Genomic DNA, 23,698 nt, shown 5'->3' on the forward strand with positions numbered 1-23,698 from the left:
GGGGCGTCACTCCCGGCCGATGGTCATCCAGAGGGACAGGGTCTCGCCGGGCTGGAGCACGGTGAAGCCCTGTTCGCCCGGCGCCGCCTGGTTGAAGACGTCGGGTCGGTGGCTGACAGGCTCGACGCAGAGGTAGGCCTCGCCGGTCGGGACATAGACATGGAGCCGGTCGGCCGAGGCGCGGAGGGTCGTGGTTCCCTCGACGTCGGACAGGCGGGCCTCTCCGGTCCAGCCCTCGAAGCAATGGTCTACGAACGGGGCGTCCGCGACCAGCCGGTCGGTCCAGTCGATGACCTCATCCAGCGGCGCGAGGTGGTCGGGGACGATGTCTTCGCCGGTCCAGACGCCGGTGGCGGGGACGTCGAGGCGGCTATCCGTCTTACGCGGGAAATAGGGATGCAGGCCGATGCCGGCGGGCATGGGCGTGGTGTCGCGATTGATGACGGCGAGGTCGATGCGCAGGCCGTCATCGGACAGGCTGAAGGTCTGGCGTGCTTCATAGCGCCAAGGCCAGCCGTCAGCGCCGAAACTGAGGGTCACGCGGTCGGCGGCCTGCTCCAGCACCGTCCAGACGCCCAGCCAGCCCTCGCCGTGCAGGGCGTGGGGAGAAAACCGGTCGAGGACCGGCAGGCGCACCTCGCGGCCCTCGAAGACGAACCGGCCCTGGGCGATCCGGTTCGCATAGGGGACCAGAGGGAAGCAGGCGAAGTCGAGGATGTCGGTCGCGCCCGCCGGCGTCGGACGCAGGACCTCCGCGCCCGCCCGGGTCAGGGCGGCGACGGCGCCGCCCTGAAGCGCGATGGCGGCGACCCAGTCGCCGTGTTCAAGCCTGATCATCCGGCCGAGTACGAGGTCTTGGTCTGGGTGAAGAACTCCTGCGCCGCGAAGCCCTGTTCGCGCGCGCCGTAGCTCGACTTCTTCGTGCCGCCGAAGGGCACATGGTAGTCGACGCCCGCCGTCGGCAGATTGACCATGGTCATCCCGGCCTTCGCGCGGCGCTGGAAGTCGCGGGCGTGCTTGAGGCTGGAGGTGACGATGCCCGCCGACAGGCCGAACTCGACGCCGTTGGCGACGGCCAGCGCCTCCTCATAGGACTTGACCCGGATGGTGGAGGCGACGGGGCCGAAGACCTCTTCACTGTTGATCTTCATGTCCGGGGCGGTGTCGGCGATCAGGGTCGGCTGGACGTACCAGCCGGGCGTCTCCAGCGTCAGCCGCTCGCCGCCGACGGCGATCCGGCCGCCTTCGGACTTCGCGATGTCGATGTAGCGATAGGAGGTCTCCATCTGGGCCTCCGACACCGCCGGGCCCATCTGGCTGGTGGGATCGAGCGCCGGGCCGACCTTCAGGGCCTTCAGCTTCTCCGACAGGGCGGCGACGAATTTGTCGTGGATGCCGTCCTGGACGATCAGGCGGCTCGACGCCGTGCAGCGTTGGCCGGTGGCGAAGAAGGAGCCGTCCAGGGCGATGGCGACCGCGCGGTCGAGGTCCGCGTCGTCGAGCACGATCAGCGGGTTCTTGCCGCCCATTTCCAGTTGAACCCGGGCCTGACGCGCGACCGCGCCCGCCGCCACGCCCGCGCCGACGCTCTGGGAGCCGGTGAAGGAAACGGCGTCGACATCGACGTGGTCGACGATGGCCTGACCGACGCCGCCGCGGCCGATGATCATATTGACGACGCCCTTCGGCAGACCCGCCTCATGCAGGATGGCGACGAGGGCCTCGGCGGTCGCAGGGGTCAGGCCGGCGGGCTTGATGACGACCGTGTTCCCGAAGGCGAGAGCCGGGGCCATCTTCCAGGCCGGGATGGCGATGGGGAAGTTCCAGGGCGTGATCAGGCCGACGACGCCGACGGCCTGGCGATAGGTCTGGATCTCGACGCCGGGACGGGTCGAGGCCAGGTTCTGGCCGTGCAGGCGCAGGGCCTCGCCGGCGAAATACTTGAGGATGCGGCCGGCGCGGACGGTCTCGCCGATGCCTTCCGGCAGGGTCTTGCCCTCTTCGCGCGACAGCAGGCGGCCGAGTTGCTCGCGGCGCTCCATGACCAGGGTCCCCGCGCGATCCAGCACATCGGAGCGGACTTCCGGCGAGGCCTCGGACCAGCTCTCGAAGGCGGCCTTGGCGGCGGCGACCGCCTGATCGACCTCGGCGACGCCGCCGTCGGGCGTGCGGGTCACGACCTCGCGCGTGTCGGACGGGTTCAGACCCTGTCCCGGACGGTCGGCGGAGACCTTCTCGCCGTTGATCCAGTGGGAGAGTTCGAGGGTGTCGGTCATGGCAATGCCTTCAAATGAAAACGGGCGGCGGGGGAGCGCCGCCCGTTGGGGGATAAGCTGGCCGAACGGTCAGCCCTGCATGTCTTCCAGTTCGCGACCGCGCGTCTCCTTCACCCAGGCCTGGACCAGGAAGTAGGAGATCAGGGCGCAGGCGGCGTAGAAGCCGTAGGTGATCGGCAGGCCGAGACCGGCGGCCATGGCCGGGAAGCTGACCGAGATGCCGAAATTGGCCAGCCACTGGGCCAGACCCGCTACCGCCAGCGCCGAACCGCGCATCTGGTTGGGGAACATCTCGCCCAGCATGACCCACATGACCGGGCCCCAGCTGAAGTTGAAGAAGACGACATAGAGGTTGGCCGAGATCAGGGCGATCAGGCCGACCTGATCGGGCAGGTGCATGGCGCCGTCGACGAACTGGGCCTGCGAGAAGCACCAGGCGAGGACACCGAGCGTCACCGCCATGCCCGCCGAGCCGATCAGCAGCAGCGGCTTGCGGCCGATCCGGTCAATGACGGCGATGGCGGCCAGACAGGCGAGGATCGACAGGCTGCCGGACAGGATGTTGATCAGCAGGGCGTCGTTCTCGGAGAAGCCCACCGACTGCCACAGGGTGGCGCCGTAGTAGAAGACGATGTTGATGCCGACGAGCTGCTGGAACACGGCCAGGATCAGGCCGGCCCAGAGGATCGGACGCACCTTGCGGGTCGACGGATCGAGCAGGTCCTTGAAGCTGGGCTTGTGGTCGGCGGCCAGGGAGGCGCGGATTTCGGCGACCTTGCGGGCGCCGGCCTCGGCGCCGAACAGTTTCGACAGCACGGCCTGGGCCTGGGCGTCCTTGCCCTTGGCGACGAGGAAGCGGGGGCTTTCCGGAATGGCCAGCAGGGCCAGCAGATAGATGGTCGCCGGGACCACCTGCAGCCAGAACATCCAGCGCCAGGCCGGGAAGCCGCCCCAGAACTCGGCGGTCGAACTGCCCGCCGTATGGGCCAGGGCGTAGTTGCCGAGGAAGGCGCCGGTCAGGCCGGTGATGATCATGATCTGCTGCACGCTGGACAGGCGTCCGCGCATGGAGGCGGGAGTCACCTCCGAGATATAGGCCGGGGTCAGGACGCTGGCCGCGCCGACGCCCAGACCGCCGATGAAGCGGGCGATGACGAAGTGGAGCGAGGAGTCGGCGGCGCCGGCCCAGAAGGCGCTGATCACGAACAGGCCGGCGGCGATCAGCATCACCGTCTTGCGCCCGATCAGGTCGGCCAGACGACCGGCGATGAAGGCGCCGACCGCACAGCCCAGAAGGATGGCGCCGACGTTGATGCCGACGCTGAGCTCCGACAGGTTGAAGGCGCTCTTCAGCCCCTCCTGGGTGCCGTTGATGACGCCGGAGTCATAGCCGAACATGAAGCCGCCGATGGTGGCGACGGCCACGATCAGGGCGATGAAGGCCATATTGACCTTGTCGGTCCCGGCGATGTCGGGGCCATTGCCCCCGGTTGGTCCTGCCATTTGCCTCTTCTCCTCCGCATGGGGCTCTGACGGCCCCTGTTGTGATGATGGACTGTTGCCTCAGCGCCAGCCGGCGTCGACCCAGTATTCGTGGCCTGTAATGAAACGTGCATCGTCCGAGGCGAGGAACATGGCGAGCGCCGCGACGTCCTTCGGCTCGATCCGGCCCTTGAGGCACTGGGCGGCGACGATCTCGGCCTCGCCCTCGGGCGTGTACCACTTCATCTGACGGGGCGTTTTGACGTTGCCGGGCACGATGCAGGCGACGCGGATTCCATCCACGCCCAGCTCGCGCGCCAGACCCCGGGTCATGCCCTCGATCCCGGCCTTGGCGGTTTCATAGAGCGACAGGTCCGGTAGGCCGAGGTGCCAGGAGATGGAGCCGAGGTTCAGGATCACCCCCTGACCCGCCGCCTTCATGCCGGGCGCAACGGCCTGGGCCGCGAAATAGAGGTGGCGCAGGTTCACCGCGATCCGGTCGTCCCAATAGGCGGGCGTGACCTCGGCCAGCGAATGGCGGTCGTCGTTGGCGGCGTTGTTGATCAGGACCTCGATCGGCCCGACCTCGGCGGCGATGGCGTCGAAGGTCGCTTTCAGGGCTGCAAGGTCGGTCAGGTCGCAACGGCGATAGGCGGGGGCGGGGGACAGGTCCGACAGGCTGTCGGTCAGGGCGGTCGAATCCGCATCGGCGACGTCGAGGAAGACGACCCGGGCGCCCTGCCGTGCGAAGCCTTCGGTCAGGGCCGCGCCGATGCCCGAGCCGCCGCCGGTGACGACAACCACCTTGCCGGCGAGAGAGGGGTATTGATTGCTCATCAGGCGGCTCCCAGAAGGCCGCGGCCGGCGAGATTCTTGATCAGGGCCATGACGCCCATGGTCCAGGGGGCGGCGAGATCGCAGGTGGTGACCTCATTCTCCAGCACGCCGAGCCGCGGGGAGGAGACCTTTACCCGGTCGCCGACCTTGTGGGTGAAGCCGCCGCCGGGCGTGTCGCGATCCTGGATCGGGGCGAACATGGTGCCGAGGTAGAGGGCGAAGCCGTCCGGGTACTGGTGGCTCTTGCCGGATGCCTGTCTGGCCAGTTCCTCCGGATCGCGGCTGATCAGGCGCATGGAGCTGGCGCCCGACAGGATGAAGCCTTCGGGGCCTTTGACTTCCAGGGAGACGGTGGCGTCGCGGACGTCGTCCATCGAGAAGCCGGCGTCGAACAGGCGGATGAAGGGACCGACCGAGGCGGAGGCGTTGTTGTCCTTGGCCTTGCCGAGCAGAAGCGCCGAGCGCCCTTCGATGTCGCGCAGATTGACGTCATTACCCAGCGCCGCGCCGACCGGCTTGCCGGCCGGATCGACGACGATGACCACCTCGGGCTCGGGGTTGTTCCAGTGGGAGTCGGCACGGACGCCGACGTGGGCGCCCCAGCCGACCGAGGACAGGCAGGGGGCCTTGGTGAAGATCTCGGCGTCGGGGCCGATGGCGACCTCCAGATACTGGGACCACAGGCCGTCGGCGATCAGGGCGGCCTTAAGCTCGGCGGCCTGTTCGGACCCCGGCTTCACCTTGGCCATGTCGCCGCCGATACGCTCGGACAGGCGTTCGCGGATGCCGGCGGCGACCGAGGCCTCGCCCCGCGCCCGTTCCTCGATGACCCGCTCCAGGGCCGAGACGGCGAAGGTCACGCCCGAGGCCTTCACGCACTGCAGGTCGAGCGGGGACAGCAGGTTGAGCTCGCCATCCTCCCAGACCGAGGCGACGCTCAGATCCTCGATGGCGCCGAGATCACGGCCGGTCGCGGCGGCCAGATCGGCGCGCGACAGGGCTTCCGCCGAGGTCGGGGCGAAGGCGGAGATGTCGAGGAGACGGCCCGCGCGCAGCAGGACCGGGGTCGGGCCGTCGGCGGTTTCGATACGGCCCAGAAGAGTCGCGTCGCGCCAGTCCTCGGGCAGGATGTCCGTCAGCCTCATCTGTTCCTCCGCCCCAGTCTGCGTCCGCCGGGATCGTTGTGTGTTAGCGCTAACATCAAACGCCGCGACACGGGTTGTCAAGACGGCTTCAGGCGGGCGGGGCGGAGGTGCCGCGTTCGATCAGGGCGTGGGGGAAGACGACGTCGCTCCCGGCCGCGCCGCCGGCCAACAGGGCCACGGCTTCGGCGGCCATGCGGGCGACCGGCTGGCGGACGGTGGTCAGGGGCGGCCAGACCGCCGTGGCCATGGGGATGTCGTCGAATCCGACCACGGTCAGGTCGCGCGGCACGTCCAGACCCCGCTGGTGTGCGACCGCGACGGCGCCCTGGGCCATGTCGTCATTCGAGGCGAAGACGGCCGTCGGCGGGGCGGGCCGGTCCAGCAGGCGGCCGGTCGCTTCCAGCCCGGAGCGATAGGTGAAGTCGCCCGCCTCTATGACGGCCTCGGCGCCCAAGCAGGCGTCGATTTCGGACTGGAAGCCGATCAGCCGTTCGGCGCTGGCGCTCTGGTTGGCGGCGCCGGTGATAAAGCCGATGCGACGGTGGCCGAGGTCGAGCAGGCGCCGTGCCATGGCGGCGGCGGCTGCGCGGTCGTCGATACGGACGGCCAGGGTCTCGGACGGAGCCTCGGGTCGGAAGCTGCCGGCAGCGACCATCACCACCTTCAGCCCCAGTCGGTCGGCCTCGGCGAGGGCCGCGACCGATTCCCCATGCGGCGGCGGCAGGACCAGACCCTTGGCGCCGCCCGCCGCCAAACGGCGCACCGCCGCGACCTCACTCTCCGCGTCGTCGCCGCACTGTTCGACCAGCAACTGGCCGCCGTGGGTTCGGACCCCTTCGAGCGCCCCCAGCAGGAATTCGCTCAGATAGCCGGCGCTGGGGTTGGACCAGATCAGGCCGATGCGGTCGAGGCCGCCGAGGGCGAGGCTGCGCGCCGCGACATTGGGGGCATAGCCCAGGGCCTCGACGGCGTTGAGCACCGCTTCGCGTGTCTCGGGTTTCACCGCGCCGCGGTTGTTCATGACGCGCGACACGGTCATGGCCGAGACTCCGGCGCGCGCCGCGACGTCGCTGATCCTGATTCCGCTCATCCGCCGACCATGGGGCGCGGCGGATGAAACGTCCATCCGAAGCTAGGCCGGAACGGGCTCCGCGAGGGTGTGGCGGACCTCATGCTTGTACTGGGCGGCGCCGGAGTCCGGCACCAGTTCGCCCGCCCGGTCGCCGATGACGGTCCACTGCGCCTGAACCTGTTCGGCGGCGTCGGCCGCGTCGCCGACGTAGATGCCTTGCGTCATCGTGATGTGGGCCTGTTCGAAGGCGCCGGCGCCGGCGAGCAGGATGGTGCGGGTCGGCGCGCCTTCGGCGGCCAGGGCGACGACACCGGGGCTGACCAGACCGGAGGACAGGCCCTTGAGATCGTCGGCGGAATAGAGGCCTTCGGTCATCTGGGTCGCGGCGCTGGGCGCCAGGCAGTTGACGTGGATCCCGGCCTTGCGACCTTCCAGCGCCAGGGTCTGCATCAGGCCGACGAGGGCCATCTTGGCGGCGCCGTAGTTCGACTGGCCGAAGTTTCCGTAGAGGCCGGAGGAGGAGGTGGTGAAGATCACCCGGCCATAGCCCTGCGCCTGCATGAAGGGCCAGGCTGCCTTGGTGACGTTGACCGAGCCCATCAGATGGACGTTGAGCACCAGTTCGAAGTCGTCGAGGTCCATCTTGGCGAAGGTGCGGTCGCGCAGGATGCCGGCGTTGTTGACCAGGATGTCGATCGAACCCCAGCGATGGACGGCGCCGGCGACCATGTCGGAGACGGCCTGGCGGTCGGTGACGCTGCAGACGCAGCCGACGGCCTCGCCGCCCGCGGCGGTGATCTCGGCGACCGTGGCCTCGACGCCGGCGGCCGACATGTCGTTGATCACGACCCGGGCGCCGTAGCGGGCGAGTTCGAGGGCATGGGTGCGGCCCAGGCCGCCGCCCGCGCCGGTGACAATGGCCACGCGGCCGGAAAGATCGATGGTCATGGTCCTCATCCCTGTGAGTTAGCGGCCGGACTTCGCCGACCTTCATGGTGTGCAATGCAGCAAATACTAGCCGAATGGTCAATCTTCACCGGACGGCTAGTGAATGTTGACGGCCGTCGAAAAGGGTGAGAGGCTTCGCTTCGATGGCGCCGTCAGAGCGTCCGAGGAAACATCGAGGAGGGACAGCCATGAGCCGCAAGCTCTGGATAACGACATCTGCCGCCGCTCTGCTGTGGTGCGCCGCCGCATCCGCCCAAGCGCAACAAGCCGACACCGACAACAGCCGTCGCACCGAACAGGACCAGTCGACCGCCGTCGCCGACGTGGTGGTGACCGCCGAGCGCCGCACCAGCAATCTTCAGACGACCGCCGTCGCCGCCACCGTGCTGAGCGGTCAGGATCTGGAGAACAAGGCCGTTACCTCGCTGGACCAGCTGCAGTTCGCGGCCCCGTCCACGACGATCCAGAATTTCGGCCAGGGCAATTTCTTCAACGTGCGCGGCATCGGCAAGTCCGAGGCCACCACGGCCGTGGGCGTGGGGGTGATCACCTATCGCGACGGCGTCGCCGCCTTCCCCGCCTATTTCCAGACCGAACCCTATTACGACATCGGCAGCCTTGAGCTGCTGCGTGGTCCGCAGGGCACCTTCGCCGGCGCCAACGCCACGGGCGGCGCGGTCTTCATCACCGCCCGCAATCCCGACTTCACCGGCATCAACGGCTATGCCTTCGCCCAGGCCGGGAACTACAACGACATCAAGCTGCAGGGCGCCATCAACCTGCCGCTGACCGATACGGTCGCCATGCGTCTGGCCTTCAACCACGAGACCCGCGACAGCTTCTACACCGTCACCGGCGCCTATCGCGGCCGTCCGGGCGTGGTGGATTCCAACAGCGTGCGCGCCAGCCTGCTGTGGCAGCCCAGCGACGCCCTGAAGGTGCTGTGGAAGACCGACTACAACAACATCGACCTGGGCGGCTACATGGCCGACCCGGCCCTGGCCACCAACGACCCCTTCACCATCACCTCCAACGGTCCGAACGAGGCCCATGACGAGTTCGTCCGGACCTCGCTGAACGTCAGCTATGTCTTCGACAACGGCATGACCCTGAAGTCGATCACCGGCTATCAGAACGGCACTTCGCGCTTCGCCACCGATCTGGACGGCACCTCGGCCGGCAACAACACCTTCTACGACCAGCTGGACGAACAGGTCTGGTCGCAGGAGTTCAACCTGCTGTCGCCCGACAGCCAGCGTCTGACCTGGCTGCTGGGCCTCTACTACCAGAACGACATGGCCCAGTTCCCGCCGACGACGCCGGGGCGCGGCGAGTATCGCATCGGCTTCCCGGAGAACGTCCTCGACATCTATCTTTACGGCGACACGCCCAAGGAGACGACGGCGGCCTTCGGTCAGATCAGCTACGACATCTCCGACAGGCTGCAGTTGCAGGTCGGCGCGCGTTACGCCCATTCGGTCTCGACCAATGACGACGTCTACCAGACCTATCCGCAGTTCGGGATCGTGCTGTTCCAGGACGACAAGGTCGAGGACGACAAGCTGACCGGCAAGGTCACCCTGAACTGGAAGCTGGACGACTCCAACTTCGTCTACGGCTTCGTGGCGACGGGTCATAAGATGGGCGGGCTGAACGGTCCGAACCTCTATCAGCCGGCCGCGTCCTTCGAGGCCGAGAACCTTGTCGACTACGAGCTGGGCTGGAAGTCGACGATGATGGGCGGCCGCCTGCGCACCCAGCTGGGCGCCTACTACACCGTCTACGAAGACTACCAGGTCAATATCGGCGACCCGCAGTACCCGCAGATCAGCCGCATCCAGAACGTCATCGGCGACACGACCATGATGGGTCTGGAAGCCTCGGCGCAGGGCCGGTTCGGACCGCTGTCGTTCGACATCGCCGGCTCCATCTCGAGCTCCGAGATGGGCGACTTCTTCGCCGCCGATCCGCGTCTGGGCCGCACCGGGGTCTGCAACCCCTCGACCGGTCCGACCAGCGCCAACTGCGTAAACATCTCGGGTAACACCAAGAACTATGCGCCTGAGTTCACCTTCAACGCGGGCATCCAGTACGCCTTCAGCCTCGGGTCGAACATGACCCTGACGCCGCGGGTCGACTATGCCCACATCGGCGAGAGCTGGACGACGATCTTCAACAACGCCGCCCTCGGCGACAAGCTGTCGGAGCGCGACATCGTCAACGCCTCGATCAAGCTGAACACGGGCGAGTGGACCTGGGCGGCCTATGCCGTCAACGCCACCGACGAGACCTATATCGCCGCGATCAACTCGGGCCTGCGCTACGCCGGACCGCCGCGGCAGTACGGGATCAACCTGACCAAGACCTTCTAGCCGGCCTGCGAGCGTGGGCGGCGATCCCGTCCACGCTCGTTTTTTTCAGTGCGCCTTCGCCTGACTGCCTTTCTCCCCGAAAGCCCGCCCTTGATGACCCCCGATCCCGGTTTCATGCAGGACTATTCCCTGACGGTGGACCGCTTCCTCGACCACGGCGCCAAATGGCACGGCGGGGCGCGGATCGTGACGGCGGGTCTCGAAGGCGACGATGACGTCGCCGGCTATGCCGATATCCGGGACCGCGCCAACCGCCTGTCGGGCGCTTTCCTCGATCTGGGTCTCAGGCCCGGGGAGCGCGTCGCCACCCTGGCCTGGAACACCCGCCATCACCTCGAGGTCTGGTACGGCGCCATGGGCGTCGGCCTCGTCTGCCATACCCTCAATCCCCGCCTGACCGTCGCCCATCTGGCGGCCATGATCGTCCAGGCCGAAGACCGCGTCCTGATCGTCGGCGCGGGTCTTGCCGCCATGGGCCGGACCCTGATGGACGAGTGCCCGTGTCTGGAGCGGCTGGTCCTGCTGGACGGCGACGCCGCGCCCGGCTCAGTAATGCTGGAAGAGCTTCTGGCCGCCTCGGGCCGTCCCGCCGTCTGGGGCGATTTTGACGAGCGGACCCCGGCGGGCCTCTGTTTCACCTCCGGCACGACAGGCGCGCCCAAGGGCGTGGTCTACACCCACCGCTCCAACTATCTGCACACCATCCGCTCACTCCAGGCCGACGCCATGGCCCTGACGGACGTGGATACGGTGCTGGTCGCCGTGCCCATGTTCCACGCCAACGCCTGGGGCCTTCCGTTCGCGGCGCCGGCGGTGGGCGCGAGCCTCGTCCTGCCGGGCCGGGTCACGGACGGCCCATCGCTGGCGCGTCTGATCAATACGCACGGCGTCACCGTCGCCGTCGGGGTGCCGACGGTGTGGATCGGCCTGCTGGACCATCTGGACGCCACGGGCGAGGACGTTCCCACCCTGAACCGCGTCATGATCGGCGGCTCCAGCTGCCCCGACACCCTGCTCAAGCGGATGGAGAGCCGCCTCGGCGTCACGGTCCAGACCAGCTGGGGCATGACCGAACTGTCGCCGCAGGGGACCATCTCGCCGATGACCACCCCGGACGGCGTCTCGCGCGGCTCGGGCCGTCCGCCGATGGGGATGGATCTGCTGTTGACCGACGCCTCTGGCGCCGCCCTGCCGGAGCAGAGGAATGTGGTCGGCCATCTGAAGGTGCGTGGCCACTCGGTCGTCGGCCGATATTTCGGGGCCGAGACGCCCGCCGTCGGCGCCGACGGCTGGTTCGACACCGGCGACCTCGCCGTCATCGACGACAACGGCGCCCTGACGCTGGCGGGCCGTTCCAAGGACCTGATCAAATCGGGCGGGGAGTGGATCAATCCGGTCGAGATCGAGGAGATCGTCGGCGCCCTGCCGTCCGTCGGCCTGGTCGCCGTCATCGGCCGCGCCGATCCCAAATGGGGAGAGCGGCCCCTGATGGTCATCGAGCCGCGTCAGGGGCAGGAGATCGCCGACGCCGATCTGAAGGCCAGCCTCAAGGGCCGCGTCGCCGACTGGTGGATCCCCGACCGGATCGTGCGGGTGCCGGCCATGCCTCTGGCGGCGACCGGCAAGATCAACAAGATCCAGCTCCGCGCCACCTACGGAGCGGCCTGAAATGGCGGCTGAATTCACCATGGAAGCGGCGGACCGGTTTTCCGGAAGCTCGAACCGTGCTGACATTCAGCCCATGTCCGACCCGACTTCGAAACCGCCCGCCCGCCCTGCCGCCAAATCCGCCACGCGAACCCCGCGCCGCAAGGCCGAACAGCGCGCCGAGAGCCTGGAGCAGATCCTCGATGCCGCCGAGGAGCTGTTCTCCCGTCACGGCCTGCACGGGGTGACGGTGCGCGACATCGCCGACAAGGTCGGCGTTCACAAGTCTTTGATCCACTACTACTTCACTGACAAACAGGACGTCTTCGACAAGGTCATGGCCCGTCGGGCGCCGGTCACCTCCGGCCGCCGGATGGAGGCGCTGGACGCGTATGAGATCGCCTGCGGCGGCAAGCCGACGGTGGAGGGGGCGCTGCGGGCCTTCCTCGACACCGATCTGGACACCTATTCGACGGGCGGGGAGGGGTGGCGCAATTTCGGCGCCCTCAGCGCCCAGATCAACAATACCCCCGCCTGGGGCGCGGAGGTCATGGACCGGCTTTATGACCCGGTGGTGCTGCGCCTGATCGGCCTGCTGAAGGCCGCCATGCCCGACAGCTCCGAGGAAGACATCTTCTGGGGCTATCATTTCGTCACCGGGGCCCTGACCCTGAGCCTGGCGCGGACCGGACGGATCGACCACCTGTCGGGCGGCCTGTGCCGGTCCGACGACTTCGAGGCCATCAAGGAGCGGATGGCCGCCTTCATGGCCCACGGCTTCATCGGCATCTGCAAGAGCCGCGCGGCCGAACGTGCAGGCATAGCGCCGCCGGGCTGATTTCCGGCTTCCCCCTTCCAGAACAGAGACGGGTCTGAAGGCCCGCAGTCCGAGGAAACGACATGAGCGAGATCGAGGCGACTGCAATGGCGGCCGGAAGCGGGGGTGGGCCGACCCGAACCTCATCCGTGGGGGCGAGGGCCTGGATCGCCCTGGCGACCCTGTGGTTCATCTATGTGCTGAACTTCCTCGACCGGCAGCTGCTGTCGATCCTGGCCAAACCCATTCAGGACACCCTGCACGTCACCGACAGCCAGTTGGGTCTGCTGGGCGGGCTCTATTTCGCATTCTTCTACTGCTTCATCGCCATCCCCGTCGGCTGGCTGGCCGACCGGACGAACCGGGTGGCGGTGGTCTCCGTCGCCTGCGGCATCTGGAGCGCGGCGACCATGGCCTGCGGCCTGTCGCGCAATTTCGGCGAACTGGCCACGGCGCGGATGACCGTCGGCTTCGGCGAGGCCGGAGGCGTGCCGCCGTCCTATGCGATCATCACCGACTACTTCCCGTCGGGCCGCCGCGGCATGGCTCTGGGCCTGTTCAATCTCGGACCGCCCGTGGGCGCAGCCCTCGGCATCGCCTTCGGCGCCACGATCGCGGCCGTCTTCAGCTGGCGTGACGCCTTTGTCGCCATCGGGATTCTCGGCCTGATTGTCGCCGTCGCCACCCCCTTCCTGGTCAAGGAGCCCAAGCGCGGCGGTCTGGATCAGGTCGCTGGCGCGCCCTTCATCGCTCCGGCCAAGGCGCCCTTCTGGGCCACGGTGAAGATGTTCTTCTCCCGCCCCGCTTTGGTTCTGGCGGCGCTCGCCAGCGGCATCACCCAGATCATCACCTACGGCATGGGCAATTTCTCGGTCCTGTTCCTGATGCGCGAGAAGGGCATGGGCCTCGGCGACGTCGCCGTCTGGTACGCCCTGGTCGTGGCCATCGGCATGAGCGGCGGCATCTTCGTCTCGGGCTGGCTGCTGGACCGGTTCACGCGCAAGTCGAAGAAGGCCTATGCCCTGCTGCCCGCCATCTCCCTGTCGCTGGCCCTGCCCTTCTACATCGCCTTCGTCTGGGCCCCGTCCTGGCCGTTGGCCCTGGTCCTGCTGATCGGCCCGACCTTCCTCAACTACTTCTACCTCTCGTCCTCGGTGGCCCTGGTGCAGGAGGAGGTGAAGCCGAACCAGCGGGTCATGTCCGGCGCCCTGCTGCTGCTGGTGATGAACTTCATCGGCATGGCGGTGGGCCCGACCTTCGTGGGCGCGGCCAGCGACTTCTTCCACGCCACCCATCCGCAGAACTCGCTGCAGATCGCCCTCTACATCCTCGCGCCCGTCTATCTCGTCGCCATCGGTCTGTTCCTGTGGTTGGCGAAGGTGCTGGGCCGCAAACCTCAATCGAGCGGAGACGCCTGATGTCCGTACGTAGCCTCCTCACCGTGGCCGTCGCGGCCACCGCCCTCCTGACGGCCGCCTTCGCGCCGTCTCCAGCGGACCGGCCCACGGTCCGCGCCCCGGCCGGCGCCGTGCAGGGTCGAGCCGCCGACGGCATCGAGTCCTTCAAGGGCATTCCCTACGCCGCCCCGCCGGTCGGTCAGAACCGCTGGCGGCCGCCCGCGCCGATCGCGGCCTGGTCGGGGACGCGCGACGCTTCCGACTACGGCGCCGCCTGCATCCAGCCCTCGCGCGCCCCGGCCTCGATCTATTCGTCGGATCTGGGCCGCACCAGCGAGGACTGCCTGACCCTGAACGTCTGGACGCCCGCCACCACCGGCAAGGCGCCGGTCATGGTCTGGATCCACGGCGGGGCCCTGGTCGCAGGCTCCAGCAAGGAGCCTCTCTATGACGGCGCGGCCCTGGCGAAACAGGGGATCGTCGTCGTCTCGATCAACTATCGCCTCGGGGTGCTGGGCTTCCTCGCCCACCCCGATCTCAGCGCCGAGTCCCCGGTCGGGATTTCGGGCAACTACGGCCTGATGGATCAGGTCGCGGCCCTGACCTGGGTCAAGCGCAACATCTCGGCCTTCGGCGGCGATCCGGATCAGGTGACCATCGCGGGCGAATCCGCCGGCGGCCTCAGCGTCATGTATCTGATGGCCTCGCCGATCGCCCGGGGCCTGTTCCACCGCGCCATTGCCCAGAGCGCATACATGATCTCGACGCCCGAGCTGAAGGAGGCCCGCTACGGCGCGCCCTCGGCCGAGACGGCGGGGACCACTCTGGCCCGCGCGCTTCAGGCGCCCAGTCTGCAGGTGCTGCGGTCGAAGGACGCCCAGGAGCTGACCGACGCCGCGGCCATGTCCGGCTTCTCGCCCTTTCGGCGCGGTGGACGGCAAGGTCCTGACCGGCCAGCTGGTCGATGTTTTCGCCCAGGGCAAGCAGGCGCCCGTGCCGATCCTGGCGGGCTTCAACAGCGGCGAGATCCGTTCGCTCAGGGTCCTCGCCCCGCCCGCGCCGCGCACCGCCGCCGACTATGAGGGCATGATCCGCGCCCGCTACGGCGATCTGGCCGATGAGTTCCTGCGTCTCTATCCGTCGTCCGATCTCGGGGAGAGCGTTCTGGCCACCACCCGCGACGCCCTCTACGGCTGGACCTCCGAACGGCTGGTGCGTGACCAGACGGCGCTGGGCAAACCGTCCTTCCTCTATCTGTTCGACCACGGCTATCCGGCGGCGGATCAGGCCAATCTGCATGGCTTCCACGCCTCGGAACTGCCTTTCATGTTCGGCAATATCGACCGCACCACGCCGCGCTGGCCCGCCATCCCGGACACGGCGGAGGAACACGCGCTGTCACAGGCGATGGTCGGCTACTGGGCCTCCTTCGTGAAGACGGGCCGCCCGGAGGCGCCGGGCGCCGCCGTCTGGAGCTCCTATGGGACCGATGAGGCCTATCTGGCCTTCAAGGCGACCCCGGAGGCCGGTCATGACCTGATGCCCGGCATGTTCGATCTGCACCGCTCAGCCGTCTGCCGTCGTCAGGCCCTGAACCTGGCGTGGAACTGGAACGTCGGGGTGGTGTCGCCCGACCTGTCAGCGGGGGCACCCGGCTGCTGAGCTCGCAAGTCGCGGAAGCCAAACAGCAAAAAGCCCCGTTATCTTGCGATGGCGGGGCTTTTTAGTCGCTGGGGAGAAGTGGCGCACCCGGAACGATTCGAACGTCCGACCCTCAGATTCGTAGTCTGATGCTCTATCCAGCTGAGCTACGGGTGCGTGCTGCCTCTCGGCGAGGGCGGCTATCTAGCGGCTCGCTCCGGCGGGCGCAAGCGCCTTTCGTCACAATCGTCACATGACCTTGCCGCGGACCGCGCGAGGTCCGCGGCAAGACTGGCGATCAGAAGCCGCGCGCCCAGCTGGCCAGCAGGGCATAGCCCATGCCAGCGTCATGCCGGTGCTGTTCCTGACTGATGGCCACGGCGTCCAGACGCAGGGCCGAGCCGTCCGGCAGGCGGTGCAGGCTGCGCAGGGTCCAGTCGATCTCGCGGCCTGACGGCGAGGCGGAGAAGCGCCGCGTCGAGAAGGTGGTCGGGTCGAAATAGTCGAGCGGCACATCGGCCAGCCGGGCCGAGAAGGTCCCGCTTTCGATCCTGAGCGGCTGCGACGCCTCAAAGGTCAGGCTCGAGCACCAGGGGGCCCAGGACGGGCAGTCGGCCGTCAGGGCCGCGCGCCAGGTCGAGGAGACGGCGGTGCCGTCCAGGCTCAGCAGACTGCCGTCCAGCTCGGTGCGGCCCAGGCCGAACTCGCCGCTCAGCCAGGCGTGTTTCGAGAGGCGCAAGTCGCCGCCGATGGCCGAAAAGGTCGTCTTCGAAGGCAGGGCGAGGTCCGATCCGACCGGGAAATAGGCGCCCAGAGGCCCCATCCGTTCGTCGAGGGATCCAAAGCTGAGATTCAGCCCGCCCCGGGCCGTCCGCCAGTCCAGGGCCGCACGGGCATAGGTCGAGGCGTCACGGGCCACGGGGCGCAGGAAGGCGGTCCGGTCGCCGCCGCCCGTCTCGGCGGTGAAGGTCAGGGCGCCCAGGCTGACGGCGCCGCGCACGGCGTGGTCAGCGTTGGCCAGGGCTGCGAAGCTGTCGCCGGAGGCCGCGTGGAAGGGCGAGCGCGCGCCGCCCTGACCCTGCCAGGCCGAGAAGCCGTAGCGGCCCACGGTCAGGTCCAGCATGGCCGCCTGACGCGCCTCGGCGCCCAGCCAGGGGGCGTTGAAGGGGGTGATGCGCGCCACCACCGCCTCGGGCTCGGGCGACGGTGTCGAGGCGATCAGATTCAGGCGCGTGCCGTCGGGCATGGCGAAGTCCAGCCGGGCGGTCTGCGACGCCTGACGCGCCTCGGGCTGGTAGCTGCGCCTGGGCGCGGTCGGATAGGCGGCGCCAAGGTCGGTGCGGAACAGCCGGTCGTATTCGTCGCGAGTGACCGTCTCCAGCGCCGGGGTGCGGCTCAGCGCATCACCGAAGGCCCCGCCGATGAAGGCGCCCGGATCGACGGACACCCGCACCAGGGAGCCGGTCGCCGTCGGCGTGCTGGTGGTTCCGACGGGAGCGAAGGCGCGGGCGAGGTCCAGCAGGCCGCGGCCGTAGACGATGTCGGTGCCGGCGTCACCCGCATCGCGAGCGGTGCGCAGCAACAGATCGACCGCCTGCTTGCCGGTCAGGTTGGGGAAGGCCTCGATCAGCAGAGCCAGGGCCCCGGCCACGGCGGGGGAGGCGAAGGAGGTGCCGCTGCCCTTGTAGCAGCTTGTCCCGTCGCAGATGCTGATGATGTCTACGCCGGGCGCGCTGAGAAAATCCTGGGCCGACACGCCGGCCCTGTTGGAGAAGTCGGCGATGGTGTTGGACGAGTTGTGGGCGCCGACCACGATGATGCCGCCGGCGAAGCGCGGGTCCGTGGCGTAGCGGCCGGGATATTCGGGATTGGTCCCGCTTTCATTGCCCGAGGCGATGGCGAAGACGACCCCGGCGTTGATGGCGCGCAGCAGGGCGTTCTCGAAGGTGGAGCCCAGGGTTCCGTCGCCGCCCAGCGACAGGTTGATCACCTTGGCGCCGTTGGCCACGGCATAATCGATGGCCCGGGCCAGATCGCTACCGCGGAAACAGCTGTCGTCGTCAGGGTCAGTGCATTCGCTGATGTCAGCGCGGACCGACAGGACGGTGGAGTTGTAGGCCACCCCCACCGTGCCGAAGCCGTTGAAGCCGGCGGCGATGACCCCCGAAACGAAGGTGCCGTGGTTGGAGCTGCCGGTCGGGGTGTTGCGGCCCGCGACGATGTCCGTGGACAGGGGGGAAATCCGGCCCGCCAGGTCTGCCTGGTCCAGCTGGATGCCGGTATCGACGACCCCCACGATAATGCCGGTTCCGGTCGCGCCGTTGTTCCAGGCCGTCATGGCCCCGGTGTTGGCCACGCCGTAGTTGCGCAGATACTCCGACGACGTCGCCGAAGGCACGGCGGGCGGGGGAGGCGGCGGCGGCGGAGGCGGAGGCGGAGGCGGAGGGGGTGGAGGCGGGGGCGTCACCGGCGGGGTCACGGGCGGCGTGACAACGCCTCCGCCCGTCCCGCCGCCCCCGCCGCCACAGGCGGCCAGAGGCAGGAGAAGCAACCCGCCCAGACAGGCGGTGACGCCCAGGCTTTTCCAGCGACGATCGATCCCCACGGCGAACTCCCCAGTACGCAACGAAACCCTGAACCCCCCGGTCATTTGCATCATTTATGAAACAATCGGTTATGGCCAGCGTCACCGTTAAGAACCGTTGTTGCGAGGGCGGTCCCGGCGCTTTCTCGGTGCAAATCAACGGCCGCTGTGTTCAAAACCTTCCCGCCTTTTGGGCAGCCTGAGGACAATCGTTTGATTTCGACCGTTTCGGTGACCCCCTTCTCCGACCAGAAGCCCGGCACCTCCGGCCTCCGCAAGGCGGTCGGCGTGTTTCAGCAGCCTCACTATGCCGAGACCTTCATCCAGTCGGTTTTCGACGTGCTGACCGACAAGGCGGGGGCGACCCTGGTTATCGGCGGCGACGGACGCTTCCTGAACCGCGAAGTCATCGGCAAGGCCGTTCGCATGGCGGCCGCCAACGGTTTCGCGCGGGCAGTCATCGGCCGGGGCGGCATCCTGTCGACCCCGGCGGCCAGCCACCTGATCCGCAGTTACAAGGCGCTGGGCGGGTTGATCCTGTCGGCCAGTCACAATCCCGGCGGGCCCGACGGCGACTTCGGCATCAAGTACAATATCGCCAATGGTGGCCCGGCGCCGGAAGGCGTCACCGGCGCCGTCCACGCCCGCAGCCTCGAACTGGACCGCTATCTGATCCTGGAGGGCGGGGCGGACCTCGATCTGGACGTTCAGGGCGAGACCCGCATCGGCGATATGGTCGTGGAGATCGTCGATCCCGTCGCGGCCTATGCCGACCTGATGGAGAGTCTGTTCGACTTCGACGCGATCCGCGCCCGCCGCGCGGCGGGCTTCACCCTGTCGTTCGACGCCATGAGCGCGGTTACCGGCCCCTATGCCCACGAGATTCTCGAGCGCCGGCTGGGCTTCGCAGCCGGTTCGGTGGTCAACGGCGTCCCGCTGGAGGATTTCGGCGGCCATCACCCCGACCCCAATATCGTCCACGCCCGTGAACTCTACGACCGGATGATGGGCCCGGACGCACCCGACTTCGGGGCCGCCTCGGATGGGGACGGCGACCGCAACCTGGTCATCGGACGCGGCCGGTTCGTGGCGCCGTCCGACGCCCTGGCCATCCTGGCGGCCAATGCGCATCTCGCGCCGGGCTATGCGCGGGGCCTGTCCGGCGTGGCGCGGTCGATGCCGACCAGCGCTGCGGTGGACCGGGTCGCCGCCGCCCTGGACATTCCCCTCTATGAAACGCCGACCGGCTGGAAATTCTTCGGCAACCTGCTCGACGCCGGTCAGGTCACCCTGTGCGGCGAGGAGAGCGCCGGAGCGGGCTCCGACCATGTGCGCGAGAAGGACGGGCTCTGGGCGGTCCTGCTGTGGCTGAACATCCTGGCCGTCCGCGAGGTGTCAGTCGACGACCTCATCCAGGAGCACTGGCGCCGGTTCGGCCGCAACTACTATGTCCGCCACGACTATGAAGGCGTCTCCAGCGAGGGCGCCGATGCCTTGATGGCCGCGCTCAGGGATCGGCTGGCCGAGCTTCCCGGCCAACGCCACGGCGACCTCGTCATCGCCGCCGCCGACGACTTCGCCTATGTCGATCCGGTCGACGGGTCGATCAGCGCCGGCCAAGGCCTGCGGATCCTGTTCGAGGGCGGATCGCGCGTCGTCTATCGCCTGTCGGGCACGGGAACCTCCGGCGCCACCCTGCGGGTCTATATCGAGCGCTATGAGCCCTCGGACGGCATTCTCGACGCCGATCCGGCCGAGGCCCTGTCCGCCCTCGTCGAGGCCGGCAAGGCCATCGCCGGGATCGAAACCATCACCGGCCGGACGGCTCCGGACGTCGCGACCTGATGTCTCCGGAGCCCGGGATCGGCGGTCTTTCGAAATAGCGGGAAAAGCCCCTTGCGGCCCGCGCCGATCACGGGCTATAGACCGCGCCTTCCCGTTCCGGAGCCGCCGCGGCGACACCGGAACCGCCAAGGCGGACGCGTAGCTCAGCGGGAGAGCACTACGTTGACATCGTAGGGGTCACAGGTTCAATCCCTGTCGCGTCCACCATTGCCTTCCTTCGACAGATTGACCATCTCGGACGATACGGGTGGATGTATTTTGCCAAGACCTGGCGAGGGCTCGACCTCGCTACGGGTTTGCCAGGGCAAGAGGAGCGAGGGACGAGGCGCGGCGTCGGATTCAGGTCTCGCTGTCCAGCGGGGCGAGATTGTTCTCGGGCAGGGTCGGCTGACGCAGCGGGGAGCCGTCGGGCAGGATCACGCGCAACCGGGCCTGGGTTCGAGTGCCCCAGCCGCCGATCGAAAGCCTCCTGATTTTCGAGAAGTCCGGAGATATCGACAAATTGGGATTGATCGACGGATCACGCACGCCCTCGATCGGGCGGAAGTCTCGAGGCCCAAAGCGGTGGCAGTTGACGCCGGGCCGCGCGCCCAGATACCGCTGCGCTGAGTGGCTCCAGGCGCCTTCGTCGCTGTCGGAGGCGACGGCGATACGGATGCAAGGCTCACCCGGGCCCGAGGTCTCGATCACGATTCGCAGATCAGCCGGTGACAGATCGAGGGTCTCTTCGTCGAACGACCATTCGAACGATTGCCATTCCTCGTCCTCATAGTTGAGCGACAGGGTATCGGTCGGCCCGGCATGCGGAGTATCGAAATGTATGTCCAACGGCTTACGCACAGCGCCGTCGGGCCCCGCGATCGCCAGATCTCCCGCCAAAAACTCGTCGGCGCCCTCCGTATAATAGCTGTCGCGAATTCCGGCGGGCAGCAGCGGCATCGACCGTAGGAGATGGAATTTGGTCGGCTCCACCTCGACCTTCCGGCCCCATCCGCAGACGTTCAGGCCCAGCTCCATGAAAGTGCTTTGCGAACAGTCGAAACCGCAGGCGGCCAGCAGCATGGCCAGCTGCGTGCAGTTCCAGCCGATGTGCCAGTGATGGTTGACTGCCACAGGAATGTAAGGCGGCACGACGACGAAAAGATATCCGCCGGGATTGAGCAGGTCCCGCATCCTGCGGATCGACGCCGCCGGGTTCGGAAAATGCTCGACCACATGCGAGCAGAAGACGGCGTCGTAGCGGCGCTCGTCATCCATCTCCTCCAGATCCTTGTGAAGGAATTCGATTTGCCCGGCGAATTGGAACGCCTTGTCGTATCGGTCGGCGGCGACGGGCGAATGGCCGCGGTCCAGAAACCATTTGGAGTGGGTCCCAGCTCCGGCCCCGAGATCCAGGATGGTGTCGAAATCCGTCGGCAGGTTGCAAAGCCAGGCTTTCTGCTCCCGCAGGCGGAACGTAGCGGTGCTGGCGGCGGATTCAATCTTGCCGTCGTCGAAGCGGGCGTTTGAGTGTCTGGAGCGGGCCATCTGAAGTCCTGTGCATCGGCGGAACTCCTAATGGCCCCCTCTGCGGTCAAAGTGCTAGTTGGATGGTTTGTACCGCCACGCTCAGACTTTCGTGAAACGCTAGAAGTTCGGCTGGCGGCTGGCGCCGGTCTGTCTTCCGAAAGGCCAGATAATGGCTATCCTCGGACTCCTCGCAAAGGAGGATTTCAGAACCAGCATTCGACAAGTGGAACGCGATTTCAATCATTGTTCTTGCGGTGGGGAGGTCAAAGGTGTGCCAATGGCAGTCGTGATCATCTCGCTGTCGAACATCAAAAAGAACGTATTCGGCGAATTTTTCTACGCCCTGTTCAGAGTACCAAGGACGAAGATGGCCGTCATACGCAGTAATAGAGTTCACAAACGAATAGATATGCTGTTTGCTTTCATAGCTATATTCTGCGCGAGAGAAAAAATAATCCTCAAGTAGGTGCCGAATGGGCGTGGGAAGTCGCCCTCGTTCCGTCGAATTTTCTGCAGAGGGGATCGAGACGTACATTACGCCCCCCGTCTTCAGCCAGCCAACCCAGCGGATCAGATCTCTAATCGGGTCGTGGGCATGCTCCAGGACGTGATGGGCGGTCACGAAATCCAAATTAGAGGGGACGTCTTCAAGGGCCAGAACATCATACTTTGGAGGTTCCCCAAACCATTCCGCAAGATCGCCAGTAGTCCGCTTGTCTGCAAAAAGCAGCTGATCAACGTCGGAGTGGTAGACAGGAGAGAGTCCGGCCCCGATCTCGACACCGGTTCCCTTGATGAGGGGGTCGCCAAAGGCTTTGCGCGCTTCCATGAAACCCATCGGGCAATCCTCTCACGGAAAGATCGCAAACGCTAGGCGTTACCCTGCGACCTTTTTGAGGCATTGGGCCGAGGTGGACGAGACGGGCGGCGACTGACCTCGGTTCATAGACGACAAGTTTTTTTTCGGCTAGCACACCCTCACAGACTGTGCGGGACCTGAAAAGTATGTCGGACTATGGCTATTTCGATGAGGCCTATTTTCAGACCGGCGCCGATCGTGGAACAGCGTACAACGACTTCCTGACTGCCGCGCCGAACTCGGCGATCTTCCGGGAGGTCGCGGCAATATGTGCAGCGTTTGAGCCCAAGAGGGCGCTTGAAATCGGTTGCGCCACAGGGGTTGTCGTCAAGCATCTAAACGACTTGGGGGTCGAGACCCACGGGATAGACGTCTCTCAGTGGGCGATAGATAATCGAATGCACGAAAACGCCATTTTGGCGGGGGCAGAGAACCTGCCTTATCCTGATGGATACTTCGACTTGGTGTATTCAACGCATGCACTTGAGCATATCCCCAATCATTTAGCAGAAGCGGTGTTTCGGGAGCTGCGACGCGTAACAACACCGGATGCGGTGCAGTTTCATACCTTACCGATCGTAGGACGTGGGCCGTACGCGGGCGACTTGGCGGATGTCATTGCTGGCCTGAAAAATGATCCGACGCATAATATACTTGAGAACCAGTCGTGGTGGCTGGAGCAGTTTGCCGCCACGGGGTTCGGTGACATTGGAGTGGGCGTCGATTTCTACGAAGAGCCCTATCCCGAGCACAGCGCGTGTCAACTTCTCCTAGTATCCGAAGGGGCCTCGGAAACCAAAAAGGATCACATCCGAAAAAGCGTGCGCGAACGGAATCTTACCGTTCTTTCTGCTCTAATGGCTGATCGCCAGACCGCGAACGACGGCAACCACACACCAAGCCAATCTATACAGTTTCGGACGTTGAAGTTGGAGGGCGTGTGGGATGATGTAAACGGCGAAACCGATTTTGTTTTGAAGGATCAGAAAATGATCGCGACTGTCGTGCTAGATGCGGCGGACCCGATTTTTCTTCGATTTTGTTTCTTCGGGCCTGAAAAGACCGAAGCAAACTACATGAAGGTGTTCCAACCAGGAACAACATCGATCTCTTTTGGCCCCGAGGATCTTTACCAGCCGCGAGGTCGTGTATTAGGCGAGGTCGTGCGCAGCTACGTCTTCGGAGGACAAGGTCACGGGACCATAAAGGTCTCGCTGGATATTCTCGATAACAAAGGCTCTGTGATTCACAGTCTGTAGGTATCAGT

At 66.7% G+C, this 23,698-nt stretch carries 17 protein-coding genes, 2 tRNA genes and 1 pseudogene; 9 read left to right on the plus strand and 11 right to left on the minus strand.

Annotation, left to right across the window (positions count from 1 at the left end; genetic code table 11):
- Positions 1 to 6: 6 nt before the first annotated feature.
- The 7 genes from AC1ROD_RS11995 to AC1ROD_RS12025 form a co-directional block, all read right to left on the minus strand.
- Positions 7 to 837: an aldose 1-epimerase gene (locus AC1ROD_RS11995; protein ID WP_492948499.1), complete on the minus strand. Its 831-nt coding sequence runs from the start codon at positions 835 to 837 to the stop codon at positions 7 to 9.
- Positions 834 to 2,276: an aldehyde dehydrogenase family protein gene (locus AC1ROD_RS12000; RefSeq protein WP_492948500.1), complete on the minus strand. Its 1,443-nt coding sequence runs from the start codon at positions 2,274 to 2,276 to the stop codon at positions 834 to 836. Before AC1ROD_RS12000 ends, AC1ROD_RS11995 begins: the two co-directional genes overlap by 4 nt.
- 69 nt (positions 2,277 to 2,345) lie before the next feature.
- On the minus strand, positions 2,346 to 3,779 hold the full coding sequence (locus AC1ROD_RS12005; protein WP_492948501.1) for a sugar porter family MFS transporter: 1,434 nt from the start codon (positions 3,777 to 3,779) through the stop codon (positions 2,346 to 2,348).
- A 60-nt stretch (positions 3,780 to 3,839) separates the two neighbouring features.
- Positions 3,840 to 4,598, minus strand: a complete 759-nt coding sequence (gene xylB, locus AC1ROD_RS12010) for a D-xylose 1-dehydrogenase (RefSeq protein ID WP_492949071.1) — start codon at positions 4,596 to 4,598, stop codon at positions 3,840 to 3,842.
- On the minus strand, positions 4,595 to 5,740 hold the full coding sequence (locus AC1ROD_RS12015) for a fumarylacetoacetate hydrolase family protein (RefSeq protein WP_492948502.1): 1,146 nt from the start codon (positions 5,738 to 5,740) through the stop codon (positions 4,595 to 4,597). Before AC1ROD_RS12015 ends, xylB begins: the two co-directional genes overlap by 4 nt.
- 88 nt (positions 5,741 to 5,828) lie before the next feature.
- Positions 5,829 to 6,830, minus strand: coding sequence for a LacI family DNA-binding transcriptional regulator (locus tag AC1ROD_RS12020; protein WP_492948503.1), 1,002 nt, complete (start codon positions 6,828 to 6,830; stop codon positions 5,829 to 5,831).
- Positions 6,831 to 6,872: 42 nt separating this feature from the next.
- Entirely contained in the window at positions 6,873 to 7,760 is an 888-nt protein-coding gene (locus tag AC1ROD_RS12025) for an SDR family NAD(P)-dependent oxidoreductase (RefSeq protein ID WP_492948504.1), read from the minus strand.
- A 188-nt stretch (positions 7,761 to 7,948) separates the two neighbouring features.
- Here AC1ROD_RS12025 and AC1ROD_RS12030 point away from each other — a divergent pair, with 188 nt between their 5' ends.
- From AC1ROD_RS12030 to AC1ROD_RS12055, 6 genes and pseudogenes are all read left to right on the plus strand, one after another.
- Positions 7,949 to 10,132 (plus strand): TonB-dependent receptor, encoded by a 2,184-nt coding sequence (locus AC1ROD_RS12030; RefSeq protein WP_492948505.1) that lies wholly within the window; start codon positions 7,949 to 7,951, stop codon positions 10,130 to 10,132.
- Between the two features lie 93 nt (positions 10,133 to 10,225).
- Entirely contained in the window at positions 10,226 to 11,800 is a 1,575-nt protein-coding gene (locus AC1ROD_RS12035) for an AMP-binding protein (protein WP_492948506.1), read from the plus strand.
- A gap of 73 nt (positions 11,801 to 11,873) precedes the next feature.
- Complete coding sequence (locus AC1ROD_RS12040; protein ID WP_492948507.1) at positions 11,874 to 12,617, plus strand: TetR/AcrR family transcriptional regulator; 744 nt, start codon at positions 11,874 to 11,876, stop codon at positions 12,615 to 12,617.
- 62 nt (positions 12,618 to 12,679) lie between these two features.
- Positions 12,680 to 14,014: a spinster family MFS transporter gene (locus AC1ROD_RS12045; protein WP_492948508.1), complete on the plus strand. Its 1,335-nt coding sequence runs from the start codon at positions 12,680 to 12,682 to the stop codon at positions 14,012 to 14,014.
- Positions 14,014 to 14,838, plus strand: a pseudogene (locus AC1ROD_RS12050) (carboxylesterase/lipase family protein); the annotation flags it as partial. The gene AC1ROD_RS12045 and the pseudogene AC1ROD_RS12050, both read left to right, overlap by 1 nt.
- An 85-nt stretch (positions 14,839 to 14,923) precedes the next feature.
- A complete protein-coding gene (locus AC1ROD_RS12055; protein ID WP_492948509.1) occupies positions 14,924 to 15,655 on the plus strand; it encodes a carboxylesterase family protein in 732 nt (243 codons plus the stop codon).
- 79 nt (positions 15,656 to 15,734) lie between these two features.
- Here AC1ROD_RS12055 and AC1ROD_RS12060 read toward each other — a convergent pair.
- Together AC1ROD_RS12060 and AC1ROD_RS12065 are read right to left on the minus strand one after the other, a co-directional pair.
- Positions 15,735 to 15,811 (minus strand) — tRNA-Arg (locus AC1ROD_RS12060).
- Positions 15,812 to 15,932: 121 nt separating this feature from the next.
- On the minus strand, positions 15,933 to 18,239 hold the full coding sequence (locus AC1ROD_RS12065; protein ID WP_492948510.1) for a S8 family peptidase: 2,307 nt from the start codon (positions 18,237 to 18,239) through the stop codon (positions 15,933 to 15,935).
- 192 nt (positions 18,240 to 18,431) lie between these two features.
- On the opposite strand from AC1ROD_RS12065, the gene AC1ROD_RS12070 reads away from it, so the two are divergent.
- Both AC1ROD_RS12070 and AC1ROD_RS12075 read left to right on the plus strand, forming a co-directional pair.
- Positions 18,432 to 20,063 carry an alpha-D-glucose phosphate-specific phosphoglucomutase gene (locus tag AC1ROD_RS12070; protein WP_492948511.1) on the plus strand — a complete coding sequence of 544 codons (1,632 nt, stop codon included), beginning with the start codon at positions 18,432 to 18,434 and terminating at the stop codon, positions 20,061 to 20,063.
- A 132-nt stretch (positions 20,064 to 20,195) separates the two neighbouring features.
- Positions 20,196 to 20,270 (plus strand) — tRNA-Val (locus AC1ROD_RS12075).
- Positions 20,271 to 20,402: 132 nt separating this feature from the next.
- On the opposite strand, the gene AC1ROD_RS12080 is transcribed toward AC1ROD_RS12075, so the two are convergent.
- The gene (locus AC1ROD_RS12080; RefSeq protein ID WP_492948512.1) at positions 20,403 to 21,590 is read right to left on the minus strand and encodes a class I SAM-dependent methyltransferase; all 1,188 of its coding nucleotides are present in this window, start codon (positions 21,588 to 21,590) and stop codon (positions 20,403 to 20,405) included.
- A gap of 46 nt (positions 21,591 to 21,636) precedes the next feature.
- On the minus strand, positions 21,637 to 22,410 hold the full coding sequence (locus AC1ROD_RS12085; RefSeq protein ID WP_492948513.1) for a hypothetical protein: 774 nt from the start codon (positions 22,408 to 22,410) through the stop codon (positions 21,637 to 21,639).
- A 167-nt stretch (positions 22,411 to 22,577) separates the two neighbouring features.
- Between AC1ROD_RS12085 and AC1ROD_RS12090 the strand changes: the two genes are divergently transcribed.
- Positions 22,578 to 23,690, plus strand: coding sequence for a class I SAM-dependent methyltransferase (locus tag AC1ROD_RS12090; RefSeq protein WP_492948514.1), 1,113 nt, complete (start codon positions 22,578 to 22,580; stop codon positions 23,688 to 23,690).
- Positions 23,691 to 23,698: the final 8 nt, after the last annotated feature.

The sequence above is a fragment of the Brevundimonas sp. GW821-FHT12E07 genome, assembly GCF_058807035.1.